We start from the raw sequence: 20,909 nt of genomic DNA on the forward strand, positions 1-20,909 counted from the left end.
GTCTTGCGTTTCCGACTCTATCAGACTCTTTCGTGTCCGATTCCCGGTCGAAGCGGGGCCGCTTTCCAGTTCCACGCTTTCGCGTTTCCCTTTCCGGCGAGTCCGACTCTATCAGGCCTTTTTCATTCCCTTGACCAACCACCTGCAGGCATGCGGGTGCCGATCCGGGTTTGGATTCGGGTCTTGAAAGTCGCCACCGACCCCCGACATGAAGTCGTAGTGGGGCCAGGCAGGGGTACGACAGTACAGGCCTCAGGGAGTCGAGGCAAATCCTTTCCGGTGCTCTTCTAAGGTCGCGAACCGTCAGGACTCGGGCGGAACCGGAACTTCCCATGACCTACTCTGCTGAACAGCACGGCGTCGTCCGCAAGGCGTGACGGCGTCATTCGAGCTCCACCCCTGGGAGGTTCCCCATGACCACTGTGACGTCCCCCCTTGCCGGACGTGCCATCGGGCTCGCCGCCGTACCGGACCCGGTCTTCTCCGGCGCGATGGTGGGGCCTGGAACCGCCATCGATCCCGTACGTGAGCCGTCCGAGGCGGTCTCGCCCGTCGACGGCATCGTCGTCTCCCTTCACCCGCACGCGTTCGTCGTCGTGGACGAGCACGGGCACGGCGTGCTCGTGCACCTCGGCATCGACACCGTTCAGCTCAATGGCGAGGGCTTCGAGCTGCTCGTGAACAAGGGGGACACGGTCACCCGCGGTCAGGGCATCGTGCGGTGGGACCCCGCGGGCGTCGAGGCGCTCGGAAAGTCTCCCGTGTGCCCGATCGTCGCACTGGAAGCCACCGCTGATTCCCTCTCCGACGTCCGCGAGGGCGGCGACGTGAAGCTCGGTGACACACTGTTCGGCTGGCAGTGACGGGCTCGGCACAGTGACAGCCGACTGGATATCCATCGCGGGGGCAGGGACCGCCGCACGACCGGAGACGGGTGACATGGAGACAACGCTGCGAGGCGTCGGTGTGAGCCACGGAGTGGCGATCGGCGAGGTGCGTCATATGGGTACGGCGGTACTCGAACCGCCGGCCAAGCAGATCCCGGCCGAGGACGCGGAGCGTGAGCAGGGGCGCGCTCGCCAGGCGGTGGAGGCCGTGGCGGCCGACCTGATCGCACGCGGCAATCTCGCCGGTGGCGAGGCTCAGCACGTACTGGAGGCCCAGGCCATGATGGCCCAGGACCCCGAGCTCATGGCTGATGTCGAGCGGCGTATTGCCGTCGGCAGCAGCGCCGAGCGCGGCGTGTACGACGCCTTCGCCTCCTACCGGGCGCTGCTGGCCAACGCCGGGGAGTACCTGGCGGGGCGCGTCGCCGACCTCGACGACGTGCGCAACCGGATCGTGGCCCGACTGCTCGGCGTGCCGATGCCCGGTGTGCCGGACAGCGACGAGCCCTACGTGCTCATCGCGCGGGATCTCGCGCCCGCCGATACGGCGCTCCTGGACCCGGCACTGGTGCTCGGCTTCGTGACCGAGGAGGGCGGGCCCACCAGCCACAGCGCGATTCTGGCGCGAGCACTCGGGGTGCCTGCCGTGGTGGCGCTCCCCGGCGCCGGTGAGCTGGCCGAGGGCACGGTCATCGCGGTGGACGGCAGCACGGGTGAGATCTTCGTCGAGCCCAGCGCCGAGAAGCGGGCGGAGATGGAGACCGCCGCTGCGGCCCGCAAGGCCGTGCTGTCCGCTTCTACCGGCCCGGGTGCGACTTCGGACGGTCACAAGATCCCGCTGCTCGCCAATGTGGGCGGGCCGGGCGATGTGCCGGCGGCGGTCGAGGCCGGTGCGGAGGGCGTGGGACTGTTCCGTACCGAGTTTCTCTTTCTGGACGACAGCGAGCGGGCGCCGTCCGAGGAGAAGCAGGTCGCCGCCTACCGCGCGGTCCTCGAGGCATTTCCCGAGGGACGTGTCGTGGTGCGGGTCCTGGACGCCGGCGCCGACAAGCCGCTGGACTTCCTGACCCCGGCGGACGAACCGAACCCCGCTCTGGGTGTGCGCGGGCTGCGGACTCTGCTGGACCACCCCGATGTGCTGCGGACCCAGCTGACCGCGCTGGCGAAGGCGGCCGAGGGCCTGCCCGTGCACCTCGAGGTCATGGCCCCGATGGTGGCGGACCGTGCGGACGCGAAGGCCTTCGCCGACGCCTGTCGTGAGGCCGGGCTGGGTGCGAAGTTCGGTGCGATGGTGGAGATCCCGTCCGCCGCTCTGCGCGCGCGCTCGATCCTCCGGGAAGTGGAGTTCCTCTCGCTGGGCACCAATGACCTGGCCCAGTACACCTTTGCCGCCGATCGGCAGGTGGGTGCGGTGTCCCGGCTGCAGGATCCGTGGCAGCCCGCGCTGCTCGACCTGGTGGCACTGTCGGCGCAGGCGGCCGCGGCCGAGGGCAAGAGCTGTGGTGTCTGTGGTGAGGCCGCCTCCGATCCGCTGCTCGCCTGTGTTCTGACGGGGCTCGGTGTGACGTCGCTGTCGATGGGGGCGGCGTCCATTCCCTATGTCCGTGCCACGCTGGCGAAGTACACACTCGCTCAGTGCGAGCGTGCCGCCTCTGCCGCGCGCGCGACGGACTCCGCCGAAGAGGCGCGGATGGCGGCTCAAGCGGTGCTGTCGGGCGAGTAGTCCTGCGTCGTCCGGGGTGGAGGGGGCTTCCTGCCGCATGGCGGGGAGCCCCCTCGGCCGGTCAGCGGTGCGGCTCCGGTTCATCGGCACCGAGGTCGAAGCCCGCGCAGTACTCAACCCGCGACTCCGGGGCGACGGGTTCGCCGGTGTCGGCGTCGGTGCAGTAGGCGCTGAACACCTCGCCGGCCGTGAGCGGGGTCAGGCTGCCGCCGACCAGCCGCCAGCCGTGTACCCGGTCGTCGGTGCCGGCCCTGCTCGTGCGGAGTACGACTCCCCCGGGCTTTTCGAGGGCGATGCCGACGGCGAGCACCGTGACGAACTCCGTTCCCTCCGCGGATTCGAGGCGGGCGGGCCCGGCGGTGTCGCGCTCGGTGTGCAGGACGGCGAGCAGGTGTTCGTTCTCGGTGGGGGTGCTGCAGACGAGGTGGTGGGTACCCGGTCCGGCCGCCTCCAGCATGCGCAGCAGGAGGTGGGAGGCCCGGTCGAAGGCGGCGCGGCCGATGTCCTGGCCGCAGTCCGCGCATTCGCCGAGTTCGGCCAGCAGCATCGTGGCGTACTCCCAGGTCGCCCGGCGGACGGCTCGGCCGACCAGGAGCGGGATCAGGCTGTCGATGGCCTGTCCGGTGTACGCGACAGTGGCACCGGCCGAGGCGATTTCGGCGGTGAAGCGGCTGCGGCTGGCGGGGGCGTCGGGAGCGATTCCCGACTCGCTGCAGAACTCCGCGTACTCCTCCGGGTCGAAAAGAGCGACCGTGGTGTGCATCCCCTGTGCGGCGAGGGTCTTGAGCAGGCCCTCGACCTGCCGCAGATAGACGGTGTGGTCGTCGAAGGTGAAGGTGCGGTAGCGCTGCATCGCCGCGAAGTCCTGCTCGTCGGCCAGGAGGCCGACGGTGCTCGGTGCTTCGCGGCGCAGCGTGCGTCGCATGGATGTGCCCGACGGGCTGGAACCGCTGGTCGTGATGTGCTTGGTGTTCCTGGTTCGCGCCATGATTCCCCCAGTGCGCTGTCGATCATTGCTCACTCAGAGTAATCACGGGCACTGACAACGCGGTCGGTCAGTGACGCTTGCGGGCGAGGTCCTCATAGAAGTGGAGGAGTTCGAGGTTGTCGATCGAGCCGGGATTGACCGCCTTGGCCAGCGCCGTGCCTTGGAGAAGTCGTTTGACCGGAACCTCGATGCGCTTGCCGGTGAGGGTGTGCGGGATGCCGGGGACCTCGATGACCTCGTCCGGAACATGGCGCGGGGAGAGGTTCTCACGGATGGTCCGCTTGATGCTGTCGCGCAGGTCGTCGTCGAGTGCGGCGCCGTCGGCGAGGTGGACGAAGAGCGGCATCCAGTAGCCGCCGTCGGGTTCCTCGATGCCGATGACGAGGGATTCCCGGATCTCGGGAAGCCGCTCGACCGCTTCGTAGATGTCCGCGGAGCCCATCCGTACGCCCTGGCGGTTGAGCGTGGAGTCGGAACGGCCGTGGATGACGACCGAGCCGTGCTCGGTGAGCGTGATCCAGTCTCCGTGGCGCCAGACGCCGGGGTACATGTCGAAGTAGCTGTCGTGGTAGCGGCTGCCGTCGGGGTCGTTCCAGAAGCGGATCGGCATGGAGGGCATGGGGGCGGTGACGACGAGCTCGCCCACCTCTCCGACGAGTGGCTTGCCCGCGGGGTCCCAGGACCGCAGGTCCGTACCGAGGCAGGGGGCCTGGAGTTCGCCGATGTGCACCGGCAGGGTGGGGACCGCGCCGGCGAAGCAACTGCAGACGTCCGTCCCGCCGCTGACGGAGGCGATCCAGAGGTCGTCCGCGACTTCGTCGTGGAGCCAGCGGAATCCGTCGGGCGGGAGCGGGGATCCGGTGGTGGCCACGCATTGGATGCGTGAGAGGTCGAAGTCGCGGCCCGGGTGGATATCGGCCTTGCGGCAAGCCATAACGTAGGCGGCGGAGGTGCCGAAGAGGGTTGTTCCGGTCTGTTCGGCGACGCGCCACTGGGCGCTGACGTCCGGGTAGCCGGGGCTTCCGTCGTACAGGACGAGAGTGGTTCCGGTGAGCAGGCCCGAGACGAGGAAGTTCCACATCATCCAGCCGGTGGAGGTGTACCAGAAGAACCGGTCGTCGGGGCCGAGGTCGCAGTGCAGTCCGATCTGCTTGAAGTGTTCCAGCAGGATGCCGCCCTGGGACTGGACGATCGCCTTCGGGAGCCCGGTGGTCCCGGAGGAGTACAGCACCCACAGTGGATGGTCGAAGGGGACCTGTTCGAAGACGGGCGCGGTGTCCGCGGCGGTGAGGGCGGACCATTCGAGGGCGCCCTCCGGGGCCTCGGTGCCCAGCAGCGGAATGTGGACGACGGCACGCAGGGTGGGCAGTTCGCGGCGCAGCTCGGCGACCGTTTCGGTGCGGTCGTGCTCCTTGCCGCCGTAGCGGTAGCCGTCGACGGTGAAGAGGACGACGGGTTCGACCTGCTGGAAGCGGTCGAGGACGCTGCGGGCGCCGAAGTCGGGGGCGCAGGACGTCCAGACGCCGCCGACGGCCGCGGTGGCGAGGAAGGCGACGACGGCCTGGGGGATGTTGGGGACGTACGCGCTGACGCGGTCGCCCGGTGTGACGCCGAGAGCGCGGAGTTCGGCGGCGAGCGATCCGACCCGGCGGCGGAGTTCGGACCACGAGACGGCGGCCTGGGTGTGGGTCTCGTCGACGTGGAGCAGGGCCGGGGCGTCGGCGCGCAGGGGGTCTTCCGCGGTGCGCAGGGCGTGTTCGGCGTAGTTGAGGGTGGCGCCGGGGAACCATTGGGCGCCGGGCATGGTGCGGTTGCCGAGGACGGACTCGTACGGGGTGGAGAAGCGTACGTCGAACCAGTCGGCGACGGCCTGCCAGAAGGTGTCGAGTTCGTCGACCGACCAGCGGTGCAGGGCCGGGTAGCCGCCATCGGCCGGTGCTCCGTACCGCTCGGCCGCCCAGCTCTGGAAGCGGGTGACGGCCGCGGCCGCGATGCGGTCGGGGCCGGGCTGCCAGAGGGGGGCTTCGTTGGCTGCTGCGGTCATGGGGCGGCTCCCTGGCTGTACGGATACGCGGGGTGGGCGTGGGTCCGCGCACACGTGCTGGGGTGTGCGCGTGAGGCGGCTTTTACGGACGATGCCATGTGATCGTCTTTCGCACCAGGGTTCACCACCCATGGTCGCGTGTCCGGATATGTGGTCCGGCCACGGGTGAACGGAAGTTGAACGAAGCCCGCACCCGCCCCGTCGGATGGCAGGGTGAGCTGCATGGACGGTCGTGACCTGGTGCGCTCGGTGAAGATGGTCGGTTCGGTGCAGGGGCTGCGCACGGTGCGCGCCTCCTGGCGCCGCCGGAACGCGGATGCGCGGGCACTGCCGCGGCGCGGTGCGGAGCGGGCCAGGGTGCCGGGCCTGGTGGTGGAGGCACAACCGGAGCCGGGCGGGGGTGTGGTGCGATTCGCGCGTTCGGAGCTGCGGGTCCGGGTGTCGGTGGGCGGTGCGGTGTTCTGGGGCTGGGACGGGGCGGAGCCGTTGCCGTCGTACGCACTGGCCGGTGCGGAGCCCGAGGCGGATCCGCGGGCCGGACTGGAGCCGGACAAGGACGGTGGCTGGCAGGTGGTGTCCGAGCGGCTGACCGTCGCGGTGTCGCGGCACGGGGCCGTGGAGCTGCGTACGCCTGGCGGGGTGGTGCTCCGGCGCGAGCTGCCGCCGCGCTGGTGGGAGCCGGTCGCGGGTGGAGACGCGCGGTGGGTCCAGCGTTCCGAGGTGCCCGCGGACGCCCGGTTCTTCGGGCTCGGCGGACGGGCGTCCGGGCCTCGGCTGCGCGACGGGGTGTACGCGCTGTGGAACACCGATCCGGGCGGGCGCTTCGGTCCGGACGACGATCCGCTGTATCTGACGATGCCGGTGCAGTTGGTGGTCTCCGACGCGGGGACGCATCTGGTGTTCCACGACAACACCTGGTCGGGGAAGGTGAAGCTGCGGGAGGGCGAGGAGGGTGCGGGATCCGGCCATGACCGGCCGGGGATGTGTGAGGTACGGATGGACGGGGGGCCCCTGCGCTGTTGGGTGATGGCCGGTACTCCGGCACGGGTGCTGCAGAGCTGGACGGCGCTCACGGGTGCGCCGGCACTGCCGCCGTCCTGGGCGTTGGGACCGCAGCATGCTCGTTGGGGGTTCGGGAGCGAACGGGAGGTCCGACGGATCGTCGCGGGGTACCGGGAGCGGGGGCTGCCGCTGTCCGCGCTGCATCTGGACATCGACCACTACGACGCGCATCGGGTCTTCACCGTCGACCGTGAGCGCTTTCCCGATCTGCCGGGGCTGGCCAAGGAATTGCGTGAGGACGGGGTGCGGCTGGTGTCGATCGTCGATCCCGCGGTGAAGGCGGAGCCGGGGAACCCGGTGTTCGACACGGGTACGGCGGTCGGCAGCGGTGGCGCGTTCGTCCGGGACGCCCGGGGCCGGGTGGTGCGCGGGGAGGTGTGGCCGGGTGAGTGCGTGTATCCGGACTTCACCGATCCGCGGGTGCGGGAATGGTGGGGCGGCCTGTACGAGGAGCGGCTCGCGCAAGGGTTCTCCGGGGTGTGGCACGACATGAACGAGCCGGTGTCGTTCGCGGCGTTCGGGGATCCCACGCTGCCGCGGTCGGCGCGGCATTGTCTGGAGGGCCGCGGGGGCGATCACCGCGAGGCCCACAACGTCTACGGTCTCGCGATGGCGCGTGCCGGGCACGAAGGGCTTCGTCGGCTGCGGCCGGAGACACGTCCGTTTCTGTTCTCGCGTTCCGGCTGGGCCGGGATGCAGCGGTACGGGGGCACCTGGTCCGGTGATGTGAGGACCGGCTGGCCCGGACTTCGGGCCTCGCTGGCGCTGGTGCTGGGGCTGGGGCTGTGCGGGGTCCCGTATTCGGGGCCGGACATCGGCGGGTTCGACGGGTCGCCGTCGCCCGAGTTGTATCTGCGGTGGTTCCAGCTCGGTGCGTATCTGCCACTGTTCCGTACCCATGCGGCGATCGACGCGGGGCGGCGGGAGCCGTGGGAGTTCGGCCCGCGGGTGCTTGAGCACGCGCGGGCCGCGCTGGAGGAACGGGAGCGGCTTCGTCCGTATTTCGTGACGCTGGCGCAGCTGGCCCGGCTGACCGGTGCCCCGTATGTGCGACCGCTCTGGTGGCGGGCGCCCGGGGAGCGGGCGTTGCGGGAGTGCGAGGACGCCTTCTTGCTGGGGGACGCGCTGCTCGTGGCGCCGGTGCTGGAGCCCGGCGTGGATCGCCGGGCGGTGCGGTTGCCGCGTGGGCGTTGGTACGACACGGCGACGGGTGAGGTGTACGAGGGGCCCGGTCAGGTGTTGCTCGATGCTCCGCTGTCACGGGTGCCGGTGCTGGCGCGGGCCGGTTCGGTGCTGCCGGTGCGGGGTGCGGACGGGGATGTGGAACTGGAGGTGTGGGCTCCGGCCGCGGGGCGCAGCGGGGGCGGTCCGGTGGTCCGGGACGCGGGTGACGGCTGGGAGCGGGTGGAGGTCGAGCGGTACACGTCGCGGCTGGTGGACGGGAAGGTTCTGGTGGAGCGGGACGGCGAGGAGGGACCGGTGGACCGCCCGGTGCGCGTACGCGGCTTGTAGGCCGGGCAGTCGTGCGGCGAGGAGGCAGGCCGGTCAGTGGTATCCGCCCTCGAACCAGGTGCGGGCAGCCAGGGTGTGCAGCGGGAAGGCGAGTTCGGTGGGTGCGCGGAGCAGTCGGAAGCCGCTCGTCTCCTCGGTCGGCCCGGAGGGTGGGAGCTCGGCTGCGGGCCGCTCCGGGAGCAGGCCGAAGAGGAGCAGGTGGCCGTCCGGGGCGCTGAGGGCGTCGGCGAGGCGGACGTCCTGTTCGTCGGCCTCGATGCCGGTCTCCTCACGGAGTTCACGTACGACGGCGTGCCTCCAGTCCTCGTCGTGGTCGATGAAGCCGCCGGGAAGGGCGATTCCGCCGCGTCGGGGCGGGATGGCACGGATGACGGTGACGAGTCCGGTGCCGTCCCGGTCGGTGACGGGAAGCAGGGCCACGGCGACCGGCAACGGGTTGCGGTAGGCCGTGTCGCCGCAGACGGCGCAGGTGCGGGGCCAGGTGGTGGGGGACGTCGAAGCGGCGTACGGCGCTCCGCAGCTCCCGCAGTGGGAGTCCTTGACCGGCTTCTCGGAGTTGCTCGTGGGGTCGGACACGCGCGGACTGTACCGGATCGCCCGCCGGGTGGCCCCGCATTGCTGGATTATGTGCTCATGACAGGTATCGCTTCCGCTCTCCGTGCCCTGGCGGCCGCTGCCGCCGCTCTGCTCGCCGTCACGGCCACCGCCCCCGCCGCGCAGGCGGATCCCGAGCCGAAAGCGCCCGGGGAATTCGTCGCACTGCGCTCGGTGGATCCGACGATCATCCAGGAGATGCGTTACCCCACCTCGCACAACTTCATGGGCGTGCCGGTGGACGGCTACCGCCAACCGCTCTGCATCCTGACCCGGCCCGCGGCCCTGGCCCTGCACCACGCCCAGACCCGCCTGCTGCACCAGGGCTACTCGTTGAAGGTGTACGACTGTTACCGGCCGCAGCGGGCGGTCGACCACTTCGTGCGGTGGGCGAAGGATCTCGGCGACGAGACGATGAAGGGCGAGTTCTATCCCCGGGTCGACAAGTCGCGGCTGTTCGCCGACGGTTACATCGCCGAGAAGTCCGGGCACAGCCGTGGCAGCACGGTGGACCTGACGGTGGTGAAACTGCCCGCCGCACCGACGGGACCGTACCTGCCGGGAGGGAAGCAGGTGCCCTGTTACGCGCCTCAGGCCGACCGCTTCCCGGACAATTCCGTGGACATGGGCACGGGTTTCGACTGCTTCGACACGCTCTCCCACACCGATGACCCGCGTGTCCAGGGGTCCCAGCGAGCCAATCGGCAGTTCCTGAAGAAGACGCTGACCGACGCCGGCTTCGTGAATCTGGCCGAGGAATGGTGGCACTACACCTTCAAGCCCGAACTGTTCCCTGACACGTACTTCGACTTCCCCGTGGCCCGGAGGTCCGTCGCGGGGCACTGACGGAGAGGGGGAACGGGTGGCCTCTGCGGGTTCCGGCCACCCGTTCCCCCACTCGGGCACGGATCGACCGTTTCCGGTGGCCATGTGAGCCATTACGGTGCCCGTATGTCACAGCAGACGTTCGATTCATATGAAGAGTTCTGGCCCTACTACGTCGCGATGCACTCCAGGGCCGCGACCCGCTGGGTCCATCTGACGGGCACTCTCACCGGACTCGCGATCACCGCCTACGGCCTGGCGCGGGGACGCCGGAGGTACGCGGCCGCTCTGCCGCTGATCGGGTACGGGACCGCCTGGCCCGCCCACTTCCTGATCGAGAAGAACAATCCGGCCACCTTCGGGCATCCCGCGTGGTCACTGCGTGGCGACGTGCAGATGATCCGGATGATGCTGGCGGGCCGCGACCGGGAGCTGGCGGAGATCGCGGCCAAGTGGCTTGCCGACAACCGCTGATCCAATGACTTCATGACGTTGCGTCAGGGGTGTCGGGGTCGGCTCGCCGGTCTTCTTTCCATGTCAGGACGCCTTCTGACGCGGCTTCGGTGCGCGGGCCGGCGGTCGACGTGCCGTTCTTGCGGCGTGACACGGTCCCGTACGTACAGGGACGGCCGCTGCCCGCAGCGCCCGTGCTGCCCACTGTCTTGACGGGCCATCACCCCGGGTGAAAAATCCATGCCCGGTCAGGAAACGACGCGCGGCCCGCACCCCGGTCGGCGGGGGTGCGGGCCGCGTTGACCGCGTTGTGGCCGAATGCGTGTCGTCCGCCCGCAGGGCGGGCCAGGCGGCGTCTGATGCGTGCGATCGCAAGGCGGAGGGCCGCCCCGATACTCGTCGTATCGGGGCGAGCCCGACAACGCAGCGAGCGTGCGTGCCGGACGCCGCCTGGCAGGCGGGACTTTCAAAACACGTCCTAGGTCGTCGCGGGCTCGCGAGGCCGCTCCGCGCGGGCCACCGCGTGCTCGACGACCGTCACGAGTACGTCCCGTGCGGAGGAGCGGTCGCGTGCGTCGCACATGACCACCGGTACCTCCGGATCGAGGTCCAGTGCCGCTTGTACCGTCTCGATGGGGAACGTGTCGGCCCCCTCGAAGCAGTTGACGGCGACGGTGAACGGGATCGCGCGGCGCTCGAAGTAGTCGACCGCCGCGAAGCAGTCCTCCAGTCGCCTGGTGTCGGCGAGCACGACCGCCCCCAGCGCACCCTGGGCCAGTTCGTCCCACAGGAACCAGAACCGGTCCTGCCCCGGGGTACCGAAGAGGTAGAGCACCAGGTCCTCGCGGAGCGTGATCCGGCCGAAGTCCATGGCGACAGTGGTCGTGGTCTTCGCCTCCACACCCGCCAGGTCGTCCACCGGACGGCCCGCCTCGCTGAGTCTCTCCTCCGTGCGCAGCGGCCTGATCTCGCTGACCGCGCCGACCAGAGTCGTCTTGCCCACTCCGAAGCCGCCCGCCACCAGGATTTTCAGGGTAACGGGCTCCACGGGCCGCCTGTTGCGGCTAGAGCGCCCGAAGGCCATTGATCACCTCGCGAAGAATGTTCACGTCCGGCAGTTCGGCCGGTGGAACGGGACGGGTTACGTGCACCAGCTCGTCCTCGACGAGATCGCCGACCAGTACCCGGACCACTCCGACGGGGAGATCCAGGCCGGCCGCGAGCTCGGCTATCGACTGGGGCATGTCGCTGCAGAGTTCGACGATCTCCACGTGTTCCGGGGAGAGCGTCTGGTCCCGGCCGGGGTCGTCGGCCGCGGGTTCGGGGACGACGACCGCGATCAGGTCGAGCCGATGGCGGGAGGCGCTGCTGGTACGGCCCCGGGTCATCGCGTACGGACGGACCACCGGCCCGGCGTCGGCGTCGTACCAGCGCGAGGCCTGCGGGTCCGTCGGCGTGGCCGGTGATCTGGAGGAGTCAGCGCTCATGCCGTCCACTCACCCCCCGGCGGACTGACCGGTGGTCCGGGGTGCGTTGGCCAGGTGGGCACCGACGCGCTTCACCATCAGCGTCATCTCGTAGGCCACCAGACCGACGTCGGAGTCGGCGTCGGCGAGCACGGCGAGACAGCTGCCGTCACCGGCCGCCGTGACGAAGAGGAACGCCTCGTCGAGCTCCACGACGGTCTGGCGGACCCGGCCCGCGTCGAAGTGGCGCCCCACACCCTTGGCGAGGCTGTGGAATCCGGAGGCGACGGCCGCCAGATGCTCGCTGTCCTCGCGGGTCAGGTCCTTGGACGTTCCGGTGGCGAGGCCGTCGCTGGAGAGCACCAGCGCCTTGTGGATGCTGGCGACGCGCTCGACGAGTTCGTCGAGGAGCCAGTTGAGCTGGCCTGAGCCCCGGCGTGCGGCGTCGGGTGCTGCGGCGTTCGGTGCGGTCATCGACCGTCCCCTCCCGAAGTGGTTCCTTGTGCTGTGTCACCGGGACCGGTCACGTCCTCGGCGTTCTGCCGACGGCCGCGCTGCCAGCCGCGCTGGAGCGAAGCCATGCGGCTGCGTACCTCGTCCGCGTCCCGTTCGAAGTCCTGAGCCGATTCCGTTCCGGTCGGCTCCGTGTCACGGCCACCGGTGACCTCGCGAAGCTGCGGGGCGAGGCTGGCCTGCCGGATGCGCCGCGGCAGGCCGCCCACGGTCTCGCGGGCCGGGCCCGGGGCCGCCGGGGGCGCGGGGTCGGTGGGTGAGTCGGGCTCTGCGGGTGCACCGGGCTCGGCCGGTGGAACGGACCGCGGCGGTGCGCCCGGCTCGCTGGGTTTCCGGAAGCCGGTGGGCTGCCGGGGTCCTGTGGGGTGTCGCGGCTCGGTGGACCCGCCGGTTCCGGCCGCGGGGCGCCTGGGACCGGCGGCCACGGGCCTGACCCCGGTGTCGGCAGCGGGGCCGTCGGCGTCGGCCGGGCCGGGTGCGGGATCGCGCTCGGCGCTCGGCGCATGGGAGCGGCCCGCCCCGTCGACCCGGCGGCCGTTCTCGGTGACCAGCGTCGGAGGTTTGCGGCGCGGCAGCGGCACCGGGCCGACGGGCTGCTTCGCCCGTGCACCGGCCGCCGGTTCCCCCACCTGGTCGGAGGCCTGCTGGTGCTGCTCGCGATCACCGTCGCGCCGCAGATCGCGGGCGCGGAAGATTCCGCCGCGTTCGCTCTCGGTGTCGTCGAGGTCGGAAGCACCGCGCAGCAGGGGGGCCAGACCCGCGTCGAGCACCGGGTCGTTCTCGAAGCCCATTGCTCCCACGGGCCCTTCGAGCTCGACCGGGCCGTCCAGGAGGGCCGGGTCGACGAGGCCGGTGGGGACGGGGGCGAGACCGGAAGGCCTGGCGTTGGCCCGACGGTCCGGCCCCCCGTCCCTGCGGTCCTTGTCGCTTCCCGGTCCCTGACCGGCTGCCCGCGCACCACCGCCGATCGCCTTCTCGGACCGGCGGTCGAGGCGGAATCCGGTGCCGTGCGTCTCCGGGGCGTCCGTGAGCAGCGCCGCAGGGATGAAGACGACGGCGGTCGTGCCGCCGTACGGGGACTTCTGCAGCGAGACACGGACGTTCTGCCGCTGGGCGAGGCGGCTGACCACGAAGAGGCCCAGCCGGTCGGTGTCGGAGAGTTCGAACTCGGGGGTCTCGGCGAGCCTCAGGTTGGCGTCGAGGAGGACGTCGGCGGGCATGCCGAGACCACGGTCGTGGATCTCCAGCGTGAAGCCGTTGGCGACGCGTTCACCGTGCACCTGGACCGCGGTGTGCGGGGGCGAGAACACGGTGGCGTTCTCCAGGAGTTCGGCGATCAGATGGGTGAGGTCGGCGACGGCGGGGCCGCCCACTCCGATGCGGGGGAGCCGACGGACCTCGATCCGTTCGTAGTCCTCAACCTCGGCGACCGCCGCCCGTACCACGTCCATCAGCTGGATCGGTTTGCGCCACTGACGGGAGGGTGCGGCACCGGAGAGGATCACCAGACCCTCGGCGTGGCGCCGCATACGGGTGGTCAGGTGGTCGAGACGGAAGAGGTCCGCGAGTTCGTCCGTGTTCTCGGTGCGGCGCTCCATCGCGTCCAGGAGCGTCAGCTGCCGATGCAGGAGCACCTGGTTGCGGCGGGCGAGGTTGACGAAGACCTCGGACACCCCGCGCCGCATCTCCGCCTGCTTGACCGCGGCTTCGACAGCGGCCCGCTGCAGGGTGTTGAGGGCCTGGCCGACCTGGCCGATCTCGTCGCGCTCGTACTGCAGGTGCGGTGCTTCGGTCTCGACGTCGACCTGTTCGCCCGCGGCGAGCCTGCGCATCACGCTCGGCAGCCGTATCCCGGAGACCTCATGGGCGTCCTTGCGGAGCCGGGAGAGGTCGCGGATGAGCTCCCGGCCGATGCGCACGGAGACGAACACCGAGGCGAGCAGGGCAAGGAAGCCGAGGACGCCCGCGATCCCGGCCTTGATCAGAACGCTGTAGCCGGCCGGCTTCCCACGGTCCTGGAAGCGGTTGTTCAGTTCGGTGGAGTCGTTGGCCAGCCGGTCCAGGACCGGGGGTGCCACTTCCTGCCAACGCTCGGCGTCGACCGCACGTGGTTCGTCGGTGGGACCGGCGGCGATGAGGGTGTTCTCCGTGGTCCTCAGCGCTTCGCTGTCCGGGCTCGCCCAGTACTGCTCCACGCGTCGGCGCTCCGACGCGGGCAGCATCTCGCCGTTGATCTCGTAGAGCAGCTTGCGATTGGCGACGAGGTCGGAGATCTGGCGCAGTTCGGAGCCGGTCAGCCGCCCGGCGATGAGTGCAGACGCGACCAGGGCGTCCTCGCGGGAGAGCATTTCGCGGGCTCGTGAGATGCCGACCAGCGCACGGACCTGCTTGTCCATCGACACGTTCTCCATCGTGCGGAGACCGGTCAGAAAGCGGTAGCAGGGATCTATGAGCCGGTCGTAGAACTCCATTGCCTTCAGGCGGTCGATGGTGCGTTTGTCGACCGATTCGCGGAGCGCACCCAGACCCTCGACCGTGCCGAGCACCGAGTTCAGCTGCGTTTCGTCCTCGGGTCGCAGCGCGTCGCGAATGTCCCGCTGCCGTGCACTGTCCCGGACGTCCGCGACGACACGGTCGGTGTTCGTGCGTCGGCGCTGCAGGAGGGGGAGGGCGTCGGAGGCCCGGGGATCGGCGAGGAAGACGAGAGTCTGACGGCGCTCGTCCTGAATCGCCCGGACGGTGTCCTCCAGAGGATGACCGACCTTCTCCACGACAGTGCTCGCACTCATCAGGTGGCCGGCCTCACGGCCCGTCAGGAAGGTGGCGAAACCCCAGAGCCCGGTGAGGGAGACGAGCGGCACCAGGAGCAGCGCCACGATCTTCCTGCGGATGGACTTCCCGCGAAAGCGCATGGCCTCCCCCAGCCCGACCCCACGGGGCGGGGGTCGTGTTCCGTCAACAAACGGCGCGAGCCTACTACCGACAGAGAGACAACCCGAAGAGATGTCCGGACGATTTTCAGCCGCGCTCCTCGGCGTCGATCATGAGTTGTCCCGGTATTCCGGGCAATGAAATTCACGAAAGCGACAGAAGAGACCTGTCAGAGCTTCACGTTGCCCGGCGGGGCAGTTGGCTGGAATTCTTCGCTCGATGACGGTTCGTGGGAATCTTCACGGCTGTTCACTCGTCTCTCTGTACGGGGCAGGGACAACACGGGAAGTGCCCGGGGCAGGATGGTCCGATCCGCTCGCGTAGAAACGACACATGCCGGGCAGCAACCCTGAGGTCGGACAGCGGTGGGGAGTTGAGGTTCCTTGGACACGGAAGAGCGTCGGAGACCGGTGCCGTCGGCACCGGCCGCGACGACGGCCCCGGCGGCGGCCGTCGGGGCGAATATCCCGCGCCAGCGGCGGCAACTCTGGGTGGAGGAGCCTGCGACGCGGCGGCGGATGCCGGACCCGGTCCGTACCGCCGCCGTGCGTGCCGTACTCATCATGTCGCTGACGATCATCCAGGCCATGGTGGCGTTCCTCTGCACGCTGACGGGCTCCTGGCTGGCCTTTCCGATGGTGCTGAGCAGCGTGGGCAGCACGGTGGTGGCAACCTGGTCGGTGCTGGACGTCTGGATCACCCGGCAGGTCTGGAATCAACGCAATGGCGTGGTGTCCATGCCGAGCAGTTCGGCGCGGCAGTTGCGCCGAGAGCGCCGCAGAGCCCGCCGGGCGGCGCGGACCGCACAGCGTGAGGAAGGCCGGATACGCCGCCGGGGCGCGGGCAGCCTCTCGCGGGCCTGAGGACATCGGCCCTGCCCGCCGGACAGGGTCACCGGTGCTCGGCGGGCTCCGGGCCCTGTCCGGCGGAGAGGTCCGGACCCCGGCGGGGTGTCATCGAGGGACGGGCGCCGCAAGGTGTCCCTGTTCCTAGCTCCTGCCCACCGTGCTCACCCGCCGCGCCCGTTCCCCGCGCCTGTCTCGTGGTGCCGGCTCGTCGTGCTCGTTTCGCGCCTGCTCGTCGTGCTCACTCGTCGGACGGACCCGGGGAGGGGATCCGGGCGCTCTCGGGCGGTGTCGTCGAGCGCTTGAACATGCGGGTGGCGGTGATCTCGCCGTGCACCGTCCCACCGTTCGGGTCCTGCTGCGGCAGCCCGGGACGCAGGTGCTCCTCCACGCTGATGTACTTCAGCCCGGCCCGTAGGTCCGCGTCGTTGCGCAAGCGGATGACCAGCGGGAACTCGGCGAGTGCCGTGGTGTCGAACAGCCCGGTCGTGTAGAGCAGCTGCACGCCGAGGGCGTCCGACACCGCGCGCTGGAGCTCCAACAGATAGGTGGCATTGGCACGGCCGATGGGATTGTCCAGGAACAGCGTGCCCGCGTGCCGGTGCTGGTGCCGGTCACGGCCCCGGTCGTTGCTGCGCAGCGCGGCCATCGTGCAGTACAGGGCGATGGCGGCGGTGAGCAGCTGGCCGCCGGAGAAGACATCGCCCATCTGACCGACCGGGACGCGTTCGGCACGGAGCACCGCGTCCGGCTTGAGGATCTCCACGGCGATGCCCCTGGGTTCCAGTGCCGCCTGCACACCGCGCAGCAGGAGCGACATGCCGTCCCTGCGCAGATCGGAGTTCTTCTTCAGGGCGGCGCGGGTGGCCTCGTCGATGACCTCGCCGAGCCGTTCGGTGAGCGTCGCCTGGTCGGGTTCCTCGAAACGGATCCGGAGGAACTCCTGGCCCGACCACTCCCCCAGTCCTTCGGGGAGCTGGGAGAGCCGCTGGGCGGAGCGGAGGGTGGTGAGCGCGGACTCCACGAGGCCGCGGAGCCGGTCGACGATGGAGTCGCGATTGCGCTCCAACTGGGCCAGCTCGTCGGTGAGGACGCGCAGCCGGGGCGCGAAGGCCGCCGCCCACTTCTCGGCGTGCTCGGGCAGCGCCGCGGCCGGCAGCTCGCGGATCTGCTGCCGGGCGGGCGTACGGACCTGTTCGTAGCGGGTGGAGTTGGCGTGCCGTACGAGGACGTCGCTCGCTTCCCTCACGGCGCTCTCGGCCGCGGACAGGTCGGCGGCGCAGCCGCGCAGCGAACGGCGGGCCTCGGCGGCCGACTGCCGGGCCTCGTCGAGGCTGCCCGGGTAGGGCTCGGGGGCCTCGGTGTCGTCGTCCGCGCCGTGGTCCCTGAGGAGGTCGCGCAGAAGTGCCGCGGTCTCGTCGAAGCCGCCTGCCGAGTCCTCGGCGGTGCGGTGGGCGTGCAGCAGCTCGGCGTGGGCGGCGCGCGCGGTGTCCAGGGCCGCGGTGGCGGAGGCCAGTTCGGCCGTGGCGGTGCGCAGGAGGTTCTGGGCCTGCTCGGCGTCGGCCGGGACCAGTTCGTCGGGGAGTTCGGTGTGATGGGTCTCGCCGTCGACCGGGGCCAGGCGCTCGGCCTCGCCGCGCAGGCGGCCCAACTGCTCGCTCGCGGTGGAGGCCCTGGTCTCCAGCAGGTGGACCAGGGACTCGGCGCGGGCGGCTGCGGCCTGCCGGGACGGGCCGTCGGCGCCGTCCGTGCCTTCGAGAAGCTGGGCCGCCCGGGTGCGGACCTTGTTGGTGAGCCGGTCCAGCTCGGCAAGGGCGGCGCTCTCGTCGCTCTCCGCACGGGCCTGCTCGGCGCGCAGATCGGCGCCCACGCCCACCTTCTCGTACAGCTGGGACGCGGCCCGGTACGCCTCCCGCAGTGCCGGAAGTGCGGGGCGCGGGGTGTCGCCCACGGGCTCCGGGAGGTGCTCCGGCGCGCCCGCGATCTCGGCGCGTTCGGCACGCAGCGCACGGGCGGTGCGCCGGGCGTCGTCGGCGGCGCGCTGGGCGGCCCTGCGGTCCTCGTCGGCGGCACGGGCCCGCTCCAGGCAGACCGTGGCACGGGCCTCGGACTCGGCCGCCTCGTCGACCAGTTCACGCAGTTTCGCCTGCCAGCCCGCGCGTTCGCGGAGCCGGAAGGCGAGGCCCGCGAGGGCATCGGCCGCGCGGCGTGCGCGCTGGGCGGCCTCCTGGCGTTCCTCACGGACACGGGCGGTGTCCGCGGCGGCCTCGTCGGCCTCGGCCCGCACGGTACGGGCCTCGGCGAGGGCGGCCTCTGCGGACTCGGCGGCCTCACGGGCGGTGTCCGCGGCCTCGGCCAGCTCGGCCAGCATGCCCGGAGGGCAGTCGGCACGCCAGGACCCGATACGGGCGGCGAGGGAGCGGTCACCGGCCAGGCGGGCCGCGAGGATCCGGATGTCCTCGTCGCGAGCGGCGGCCCTGCTCCTGAGGGCCTGCCGCTCCTCGTCGGCCGCGTGTTCGTCGTGCATCGCCGGGTTCGGCGGGACGAGGAACACCCCTTCGGTGCTCGCGGCCGAGCCCGCTCCGGTCGGCGGGACGGGTGCGAGCAGTGCGGCGGCGGTGCCCACGGCGACGGCGGACCGCGGCAGCAGGGCGGCGCCGCTCAGGACGTCGCGGGCGCGGGCGTGCGAGTCGGGGTCGGTGATGACCACACCGTCGACGAGTTCGGGGCGGGCGGCGAGTACGGAGGCGTGGTCGGCGGGGTCGACGGCCTGGGCGAGGTAACGCCAGCCGGGCAGGGCCGGGATGCCGTGCTCGCCGAGGTACTCGACCGTGGCGAGGACATCGGGGCCGGGCGGCAGCAGTCCGCCGTCGCCGAGTGCGCCGAGGATGCGGGAGTCGTCGGCGGCTGCGGTGCGCAGTTCGAAGAGGCGGCGCTCGGCCGAGGCGATGCCCTGATCCAGGAGCTCCCGCAATTCGTCGGCGCTGCGGTCGAACTCCTGGGCGGTGAGAGGCTGTTGGTGGGCGTCGGGCTGTTCGGCCGTGACGGTGTGCGTGCCGTGGGCGGGCTGCCCTGTCCGACCCCCCTGCTCGGTGGCGGCGGTGGCGGCGGGCCCGGTCGGGGCGGTGTCCGTTCCCCGGCCGTACGGGGCGTCGGGGTCCGTCTCCGTGCCGGCCGCCGCGCCACGGGGCCGGGGCACGCCGGTTCCCTGCGCGCAGGGCAGGCCGAGCAGGTCGGCCAGGCGGTGGTCGGATGCGAGGGACTCGGCTGCGTTGAGCTCGGCCTCGTACGACTGTTCCGCGGCCTGTGCGGCGTCGGCGGCGCGGGCGGCGGCGAGTTCGGTGCGGCTCTCGGCGGCGGTTGCCTCCCTGGCCAGATCGGCCGCAGCGCGGGCGGCTTCCCTGGCGGTGTCCCATGCGGCGACGGCGGACTGCTCGGCGTCGCTCGCGGCGAGGGCGGCGCGCGCCGGGTCGGCGTCCGGCGCGGTGTCGTCGAGCCAGCCGGCCCGTACCGCCTGCGCCGTCTCCTGCTCGACCTCGGCGAGGCGCTGGCGCAGATGTCCCGCCTCGCTGCGGGCGCGCTGGGCCTCGGTGGCGGCGGTGGTGGCGTCGCGGTGGGCGGTCTCGCCCACGGCCTGGAGAGTGCCGGAGCGCTCCTCCTCCTCGTTGGCCAGTTGCTCACCGGCCTCCGCCGCGGTGTGCAGGGCCCGTACGAGATCGGCGGCGGCCTCTGCCCGGGCGGCGAGCGCGGGCGCGGCGTCCCGCTCGGCCTCGCGGATGGCGACGGCGACCCGCGCGGACCGGTCGGCGGCGGCGCGGTGGCGCAGCACGGCCTCGGCGGCCTGCCAGGCGGAGTGCAGCGTGCGGGCGTCACCCAGCTCGCGACGCTGGGCGGCCGCGCCCTTCTCCGCCGCGGTCAGGGCCAGCGAGGCGTGCCGGTAGGCCAGTTCGGCGGCGATCAGGGCGCTGCGGCTGCGGGCCTCCTCGGCCGTGGTGACGGTGTGCGCGGCGGCCGTCACCTGCTGGGCCAGTTCGGCGGTCCGGCCGCGCTCCTGGCCCGCGCGGGCGGAGAGCCTGCGGGCGAGCGTACGGGTGCGGCGTTCGGCCCCCGCGTGGATGTCCCTGGCACGGGAACGAGTGGCGGTGGCCTCCACGATCCGGCCGAGCAGATCGACCGAGCCCGCGGTGAAGTCGCGCTCCGCGGTCAGCTCCGCCCGGCGGCCCAGCTTGTTGCCGAAGCCGCTCACCAGGTCGGCGAGGCCGTCCGTGTCGCGGGTGTCGGTGACGGCGCGGAGCAGCAGGTCGGTGAAGTCGGAGTCCTTCTTGACCGCGAAGAGGCCGGCCGCCTCGCCCTCGTCGGCGTTCATCTCTCGCTGGTAGCGGAAGAGTTCGGGGTCGAGTCCGAGGTCGCCGAGGTGCTCGTTCCAGCGGTCGTGGATCTCCTCCCAGTGGACATCGAGGTGCTGGTAGAACTTGCCGGCCTCGGTCAGGGCGTCGCGGAAGCCCTTCATCGTCCGCCGTCGGCCCTGTGCGCCGGAGACGCCTTCGACCGGGCGGTGCACGGAGGTGGCCTCGGCGACCGGCAGGGAGTCCAGGCTGAGTCCGGGCCCGGGGCGGAAGGAGTACCAGGCCTCGGCGAACTTCCTGGGGTCGTTGGAGACCTGGCGTCCACGCCACTCGCTGACCTTGCCGACGACCACGCATTCGCCGGTGAGGGTGTGCTGCCATTCCAGGGCGACATGCCCGCAGTCGTCGGCGAGCAGGAACTTGCGCAGCACACCGGAGCTGGCGCCGCCCAGGGTGTTGCGGTGGCCTGGCAGCATCACCGAGAAGATCAGCTTCAGCAGCACCGACTTCCCGCCGCCGTTCTCCAGGAAGAGCACCCCGGCGGGGGCGGGGCGGCGCGGCGGGCCGACCGGCTCCTCCTCGAAGAACTCCGCCTGGGCCGGGGCGGGGTTGGGCACGGGTTCGCCCACTCCGCGCAGGTCGAGCACGGTGTCGGCATAGCGCGCGCCGGCAGGCCCGATGGAGTAGAGGCGGACCCGGGACAGCTCGTACATGGCGGCG

At 71.4% G+C, this 20,909-nt stretch carries 14 protein-coding genes; 6 read left to right on the top strand and 8 right to left on the bottom strand.

Going from position 1 to position 20,909, the window contains the following annotated elements; all coding sequences use genetic code 11:
- Positions 1 to 413: 413 nt before the first annotated feature.
- Together ACIQCZ_RS35135 and ptsP are read left to right on the top strand one after the other, a co-directional pair.
- Positions 414 to 863 (top strand): PTS glucose transporter subunit IIA, encoded by a 450-nt coding sequence (locus tag ACIQCZ_RS35135; protein WP_402288803.1) that lies wholly within the window; start codon positions 414 to 416, stop codon positions 861 to 863.
- A gap of 76 nt (positions 864 to 939) precedes the next feature.
- Complete coding sequence (ptsP, locus tag ACIQCZ_RS35140; protein ID WP_402288805.1) at positions 940 to 2,610, top strand: phosphoenolpyruvate--protein phosphotransferase; 1,671 nt, start codon at positions 940 to 942, stop codon at positions 2,608 to 2,610.
- A 61-nt stretch (positions 2,611 to 2,671) separates the two neighbouring features.
- Here ptsP and ACIQCZ_RS35145 read toward each other — a convergent pair whose 3' ends face one another.
- Positions 2,672 to 3,598: a hypothetical protein gene (locus ACIQCZ_RS35145; protein WP_402288807.1), complete on the bottom strand. Its 927-nt coding sequence runs from the start codon at positions 3,596 to 3,598 to the stop codon at positions 2,672 to 2,674.
- A gap of 67 nt (positions 3,599 to 3,665) precedes the next feature.
- On the bottom strand, positions 3,666 to 5,642 hold the full coding sequence (locus ACIQCZ_RS35150; RefSeq protein WP_402288809.1) for an acetoacetate--CoA ligase: 1,977 nt from the start codon (positions 5,640 to 5,642) through the stop codon (positions 3,666 to 3,668).
- 222 nt (positions 5,643 to 5,864) lie between these two features.
- Here ACIQCZ_RS35150 and ACIQCZ_RS35155 point away from each other — a divergent pair, with 222 nt between their 5' ends.
- Complete coding sequence (locus ACIQCZ_RS35155) at positions 5,865 to 8,216, top strand: glycoside hydrolase family 31 protein (RefSeq protein WP_402288811.1); 2,352 nt, start codon at positions 5,865 to 5,867, stop codon at positions 8,214 to 8,216.
- Positions 8,217 to 8,249: 33 nt separating this feature from the next.
- On the opposite strand, the gene ACIQCZ_RS35160 is transcribed toward ACIQCZ_RS35155, so the two are convergent.
- Positions 8,250 to 8,792, bottom strand: a complete 543-nt coding sequence (locus ACIQCZ_RS35160) for an NUDIX domain-containing protein (protein ID WP_402288814.1) — start codon at positions 8,790 to 8,792, stop codon at positions 8,250 to 8,252.
- 57 nt (positions 8,793 to 8,849) lie between these two features.
- Between ACIQCZ_RS35160 and ACIQCZ_RS35165 the strand changes: the two genes are divergently transcribed.
- Positions 8,850 to 9,656 (top strand): M15 family metallopeptidase, encoded by an 807-nt coding sequence (locus ACIQCZ_RS35165; protein WP_402288816.1) that lies wholly within the window; start codon positions 8,850 to 8,852, stop codon positions 9,654 to 9,656.
- Positions 9,657 to 9,761: 105 nt separating this feature from the next.
- Positions 9,762 to 10,109, top strand: a complete 348-nt coding sequence (locus ACIQCZ_RS35170) for an Mpo1-like protein (RefSeq protein WP_376281694.1) — start codon at positions 9,762 to 9,764, stop codon at positions 10,107 to 10,109.
- A gap of 457 nt (positions 10,110 to 10,566) precedes the next feature.
- On the opposite strand, the gene ACIQCZ_RS35175 is transcribed toward ACIQCZ_RS35170, so the two are convergent.
- From ACIQCZ_RS35175 to ACIQCZ_RS35190, 4 genes are read right to left on the bottom strand one after another with little or no spacing between them, the layout of a single operon-like run.
- Entirely contained in the window at positions 10,567 to 11,172 is a 606-nt protein-coding gene (locus tag ACIQCZ_RS35175; RefSeq protein ID WP_351083773.1) for an ATP/GTP-binding protein, read from the bottom strand.
- Positions 11,153 to 11,575 (bottom strand): DUF742 domain-containing protein, encoded by a 423-nt coding sequence (locus tag ACIQCZ_RS35180; protein WP_351083770.1) that lies wholly within the window; start codon positions 11,573 to 11,575, stop codon positions 11,153 to 11,155. The genes ACIQCZ_RS35175 and ACIQCZ_RS35180 overlap by 20 nt, the downstream gene beginning before the upstream one ends.
- A gap of 9 nt (positions 11,576 to 11,584) precedes the next feature.
- Positions 11,585 to 12,028 carry a roadblock/LC7 domain-containing protein gene (locus tag ACIQCZ_RS35185; protein WP_402288820.1) on the bottom strand — a complete coding sequence of 148 codons (444 nt, stop codon included), beginning with the start codon at positions 12,026 to 12,028 and terminating at the stop codon, positions 11,585 to 11,587.
- A complete protein-coding gene (locus tag ACIQCZ_RS35190) occupies positions 12,025 to 14,979 on the bottom strand; it encodes a nitrate- and nitrite sensing domain-containing protein (RefSeq protein ID WP_402288823.1) in 2,955 nt (984 codons plus the stop codon). Before ACIQCZ_RS35190 ends, ACIQCZ_RS35185 begins: the two co-directional genes overlap by 4 nt.
- Before the next feature lie 429 nt (positions 14,980 to 15,408).
- On the opposite strand from ACIQCZ_RS35190, the gene ACIQCZ_RS35195 reads away from it, so the two are divergent.
- Complete coding sequence (locus ACIQCZ_RS35195; RefSeq protein ID WP_402288825.1) at positions 15,409 to 15,861, top strand: hypothetical protein; 453 nt, start codon at positions 15,409 to 15,411, stop codon at positions 15,859 to 15,861.
- A 223-nt stretch (positions 15,862 to 16,084) separates the two neighbouring features.
- Here ACIQCZ_RS35195 and ACIQCZ_RS35200 read toward each other — a convergent pair whose 3' ends face one another.
- A complete protein-coding gene (locus tag ACIQCZ_RS35200) occupies positions 16,085 to 20,902 on the bottom strand; it encodes a hypothetical protein (protein WP_402288827.1) in 4,818 nt (1,605 codons plus the stop codon).
- Positions 20,903 to 20,909: the final 7 nt, after the last annotated feature.

Source organism: Streptomyces sp. NPDC093149 (assembly GCF_044754145.1).
Lineage (GTDB): Bacteria > Actinomycetota > Actinomycetes > Streptomycetales > Streptomycetaceae > Streptomyces.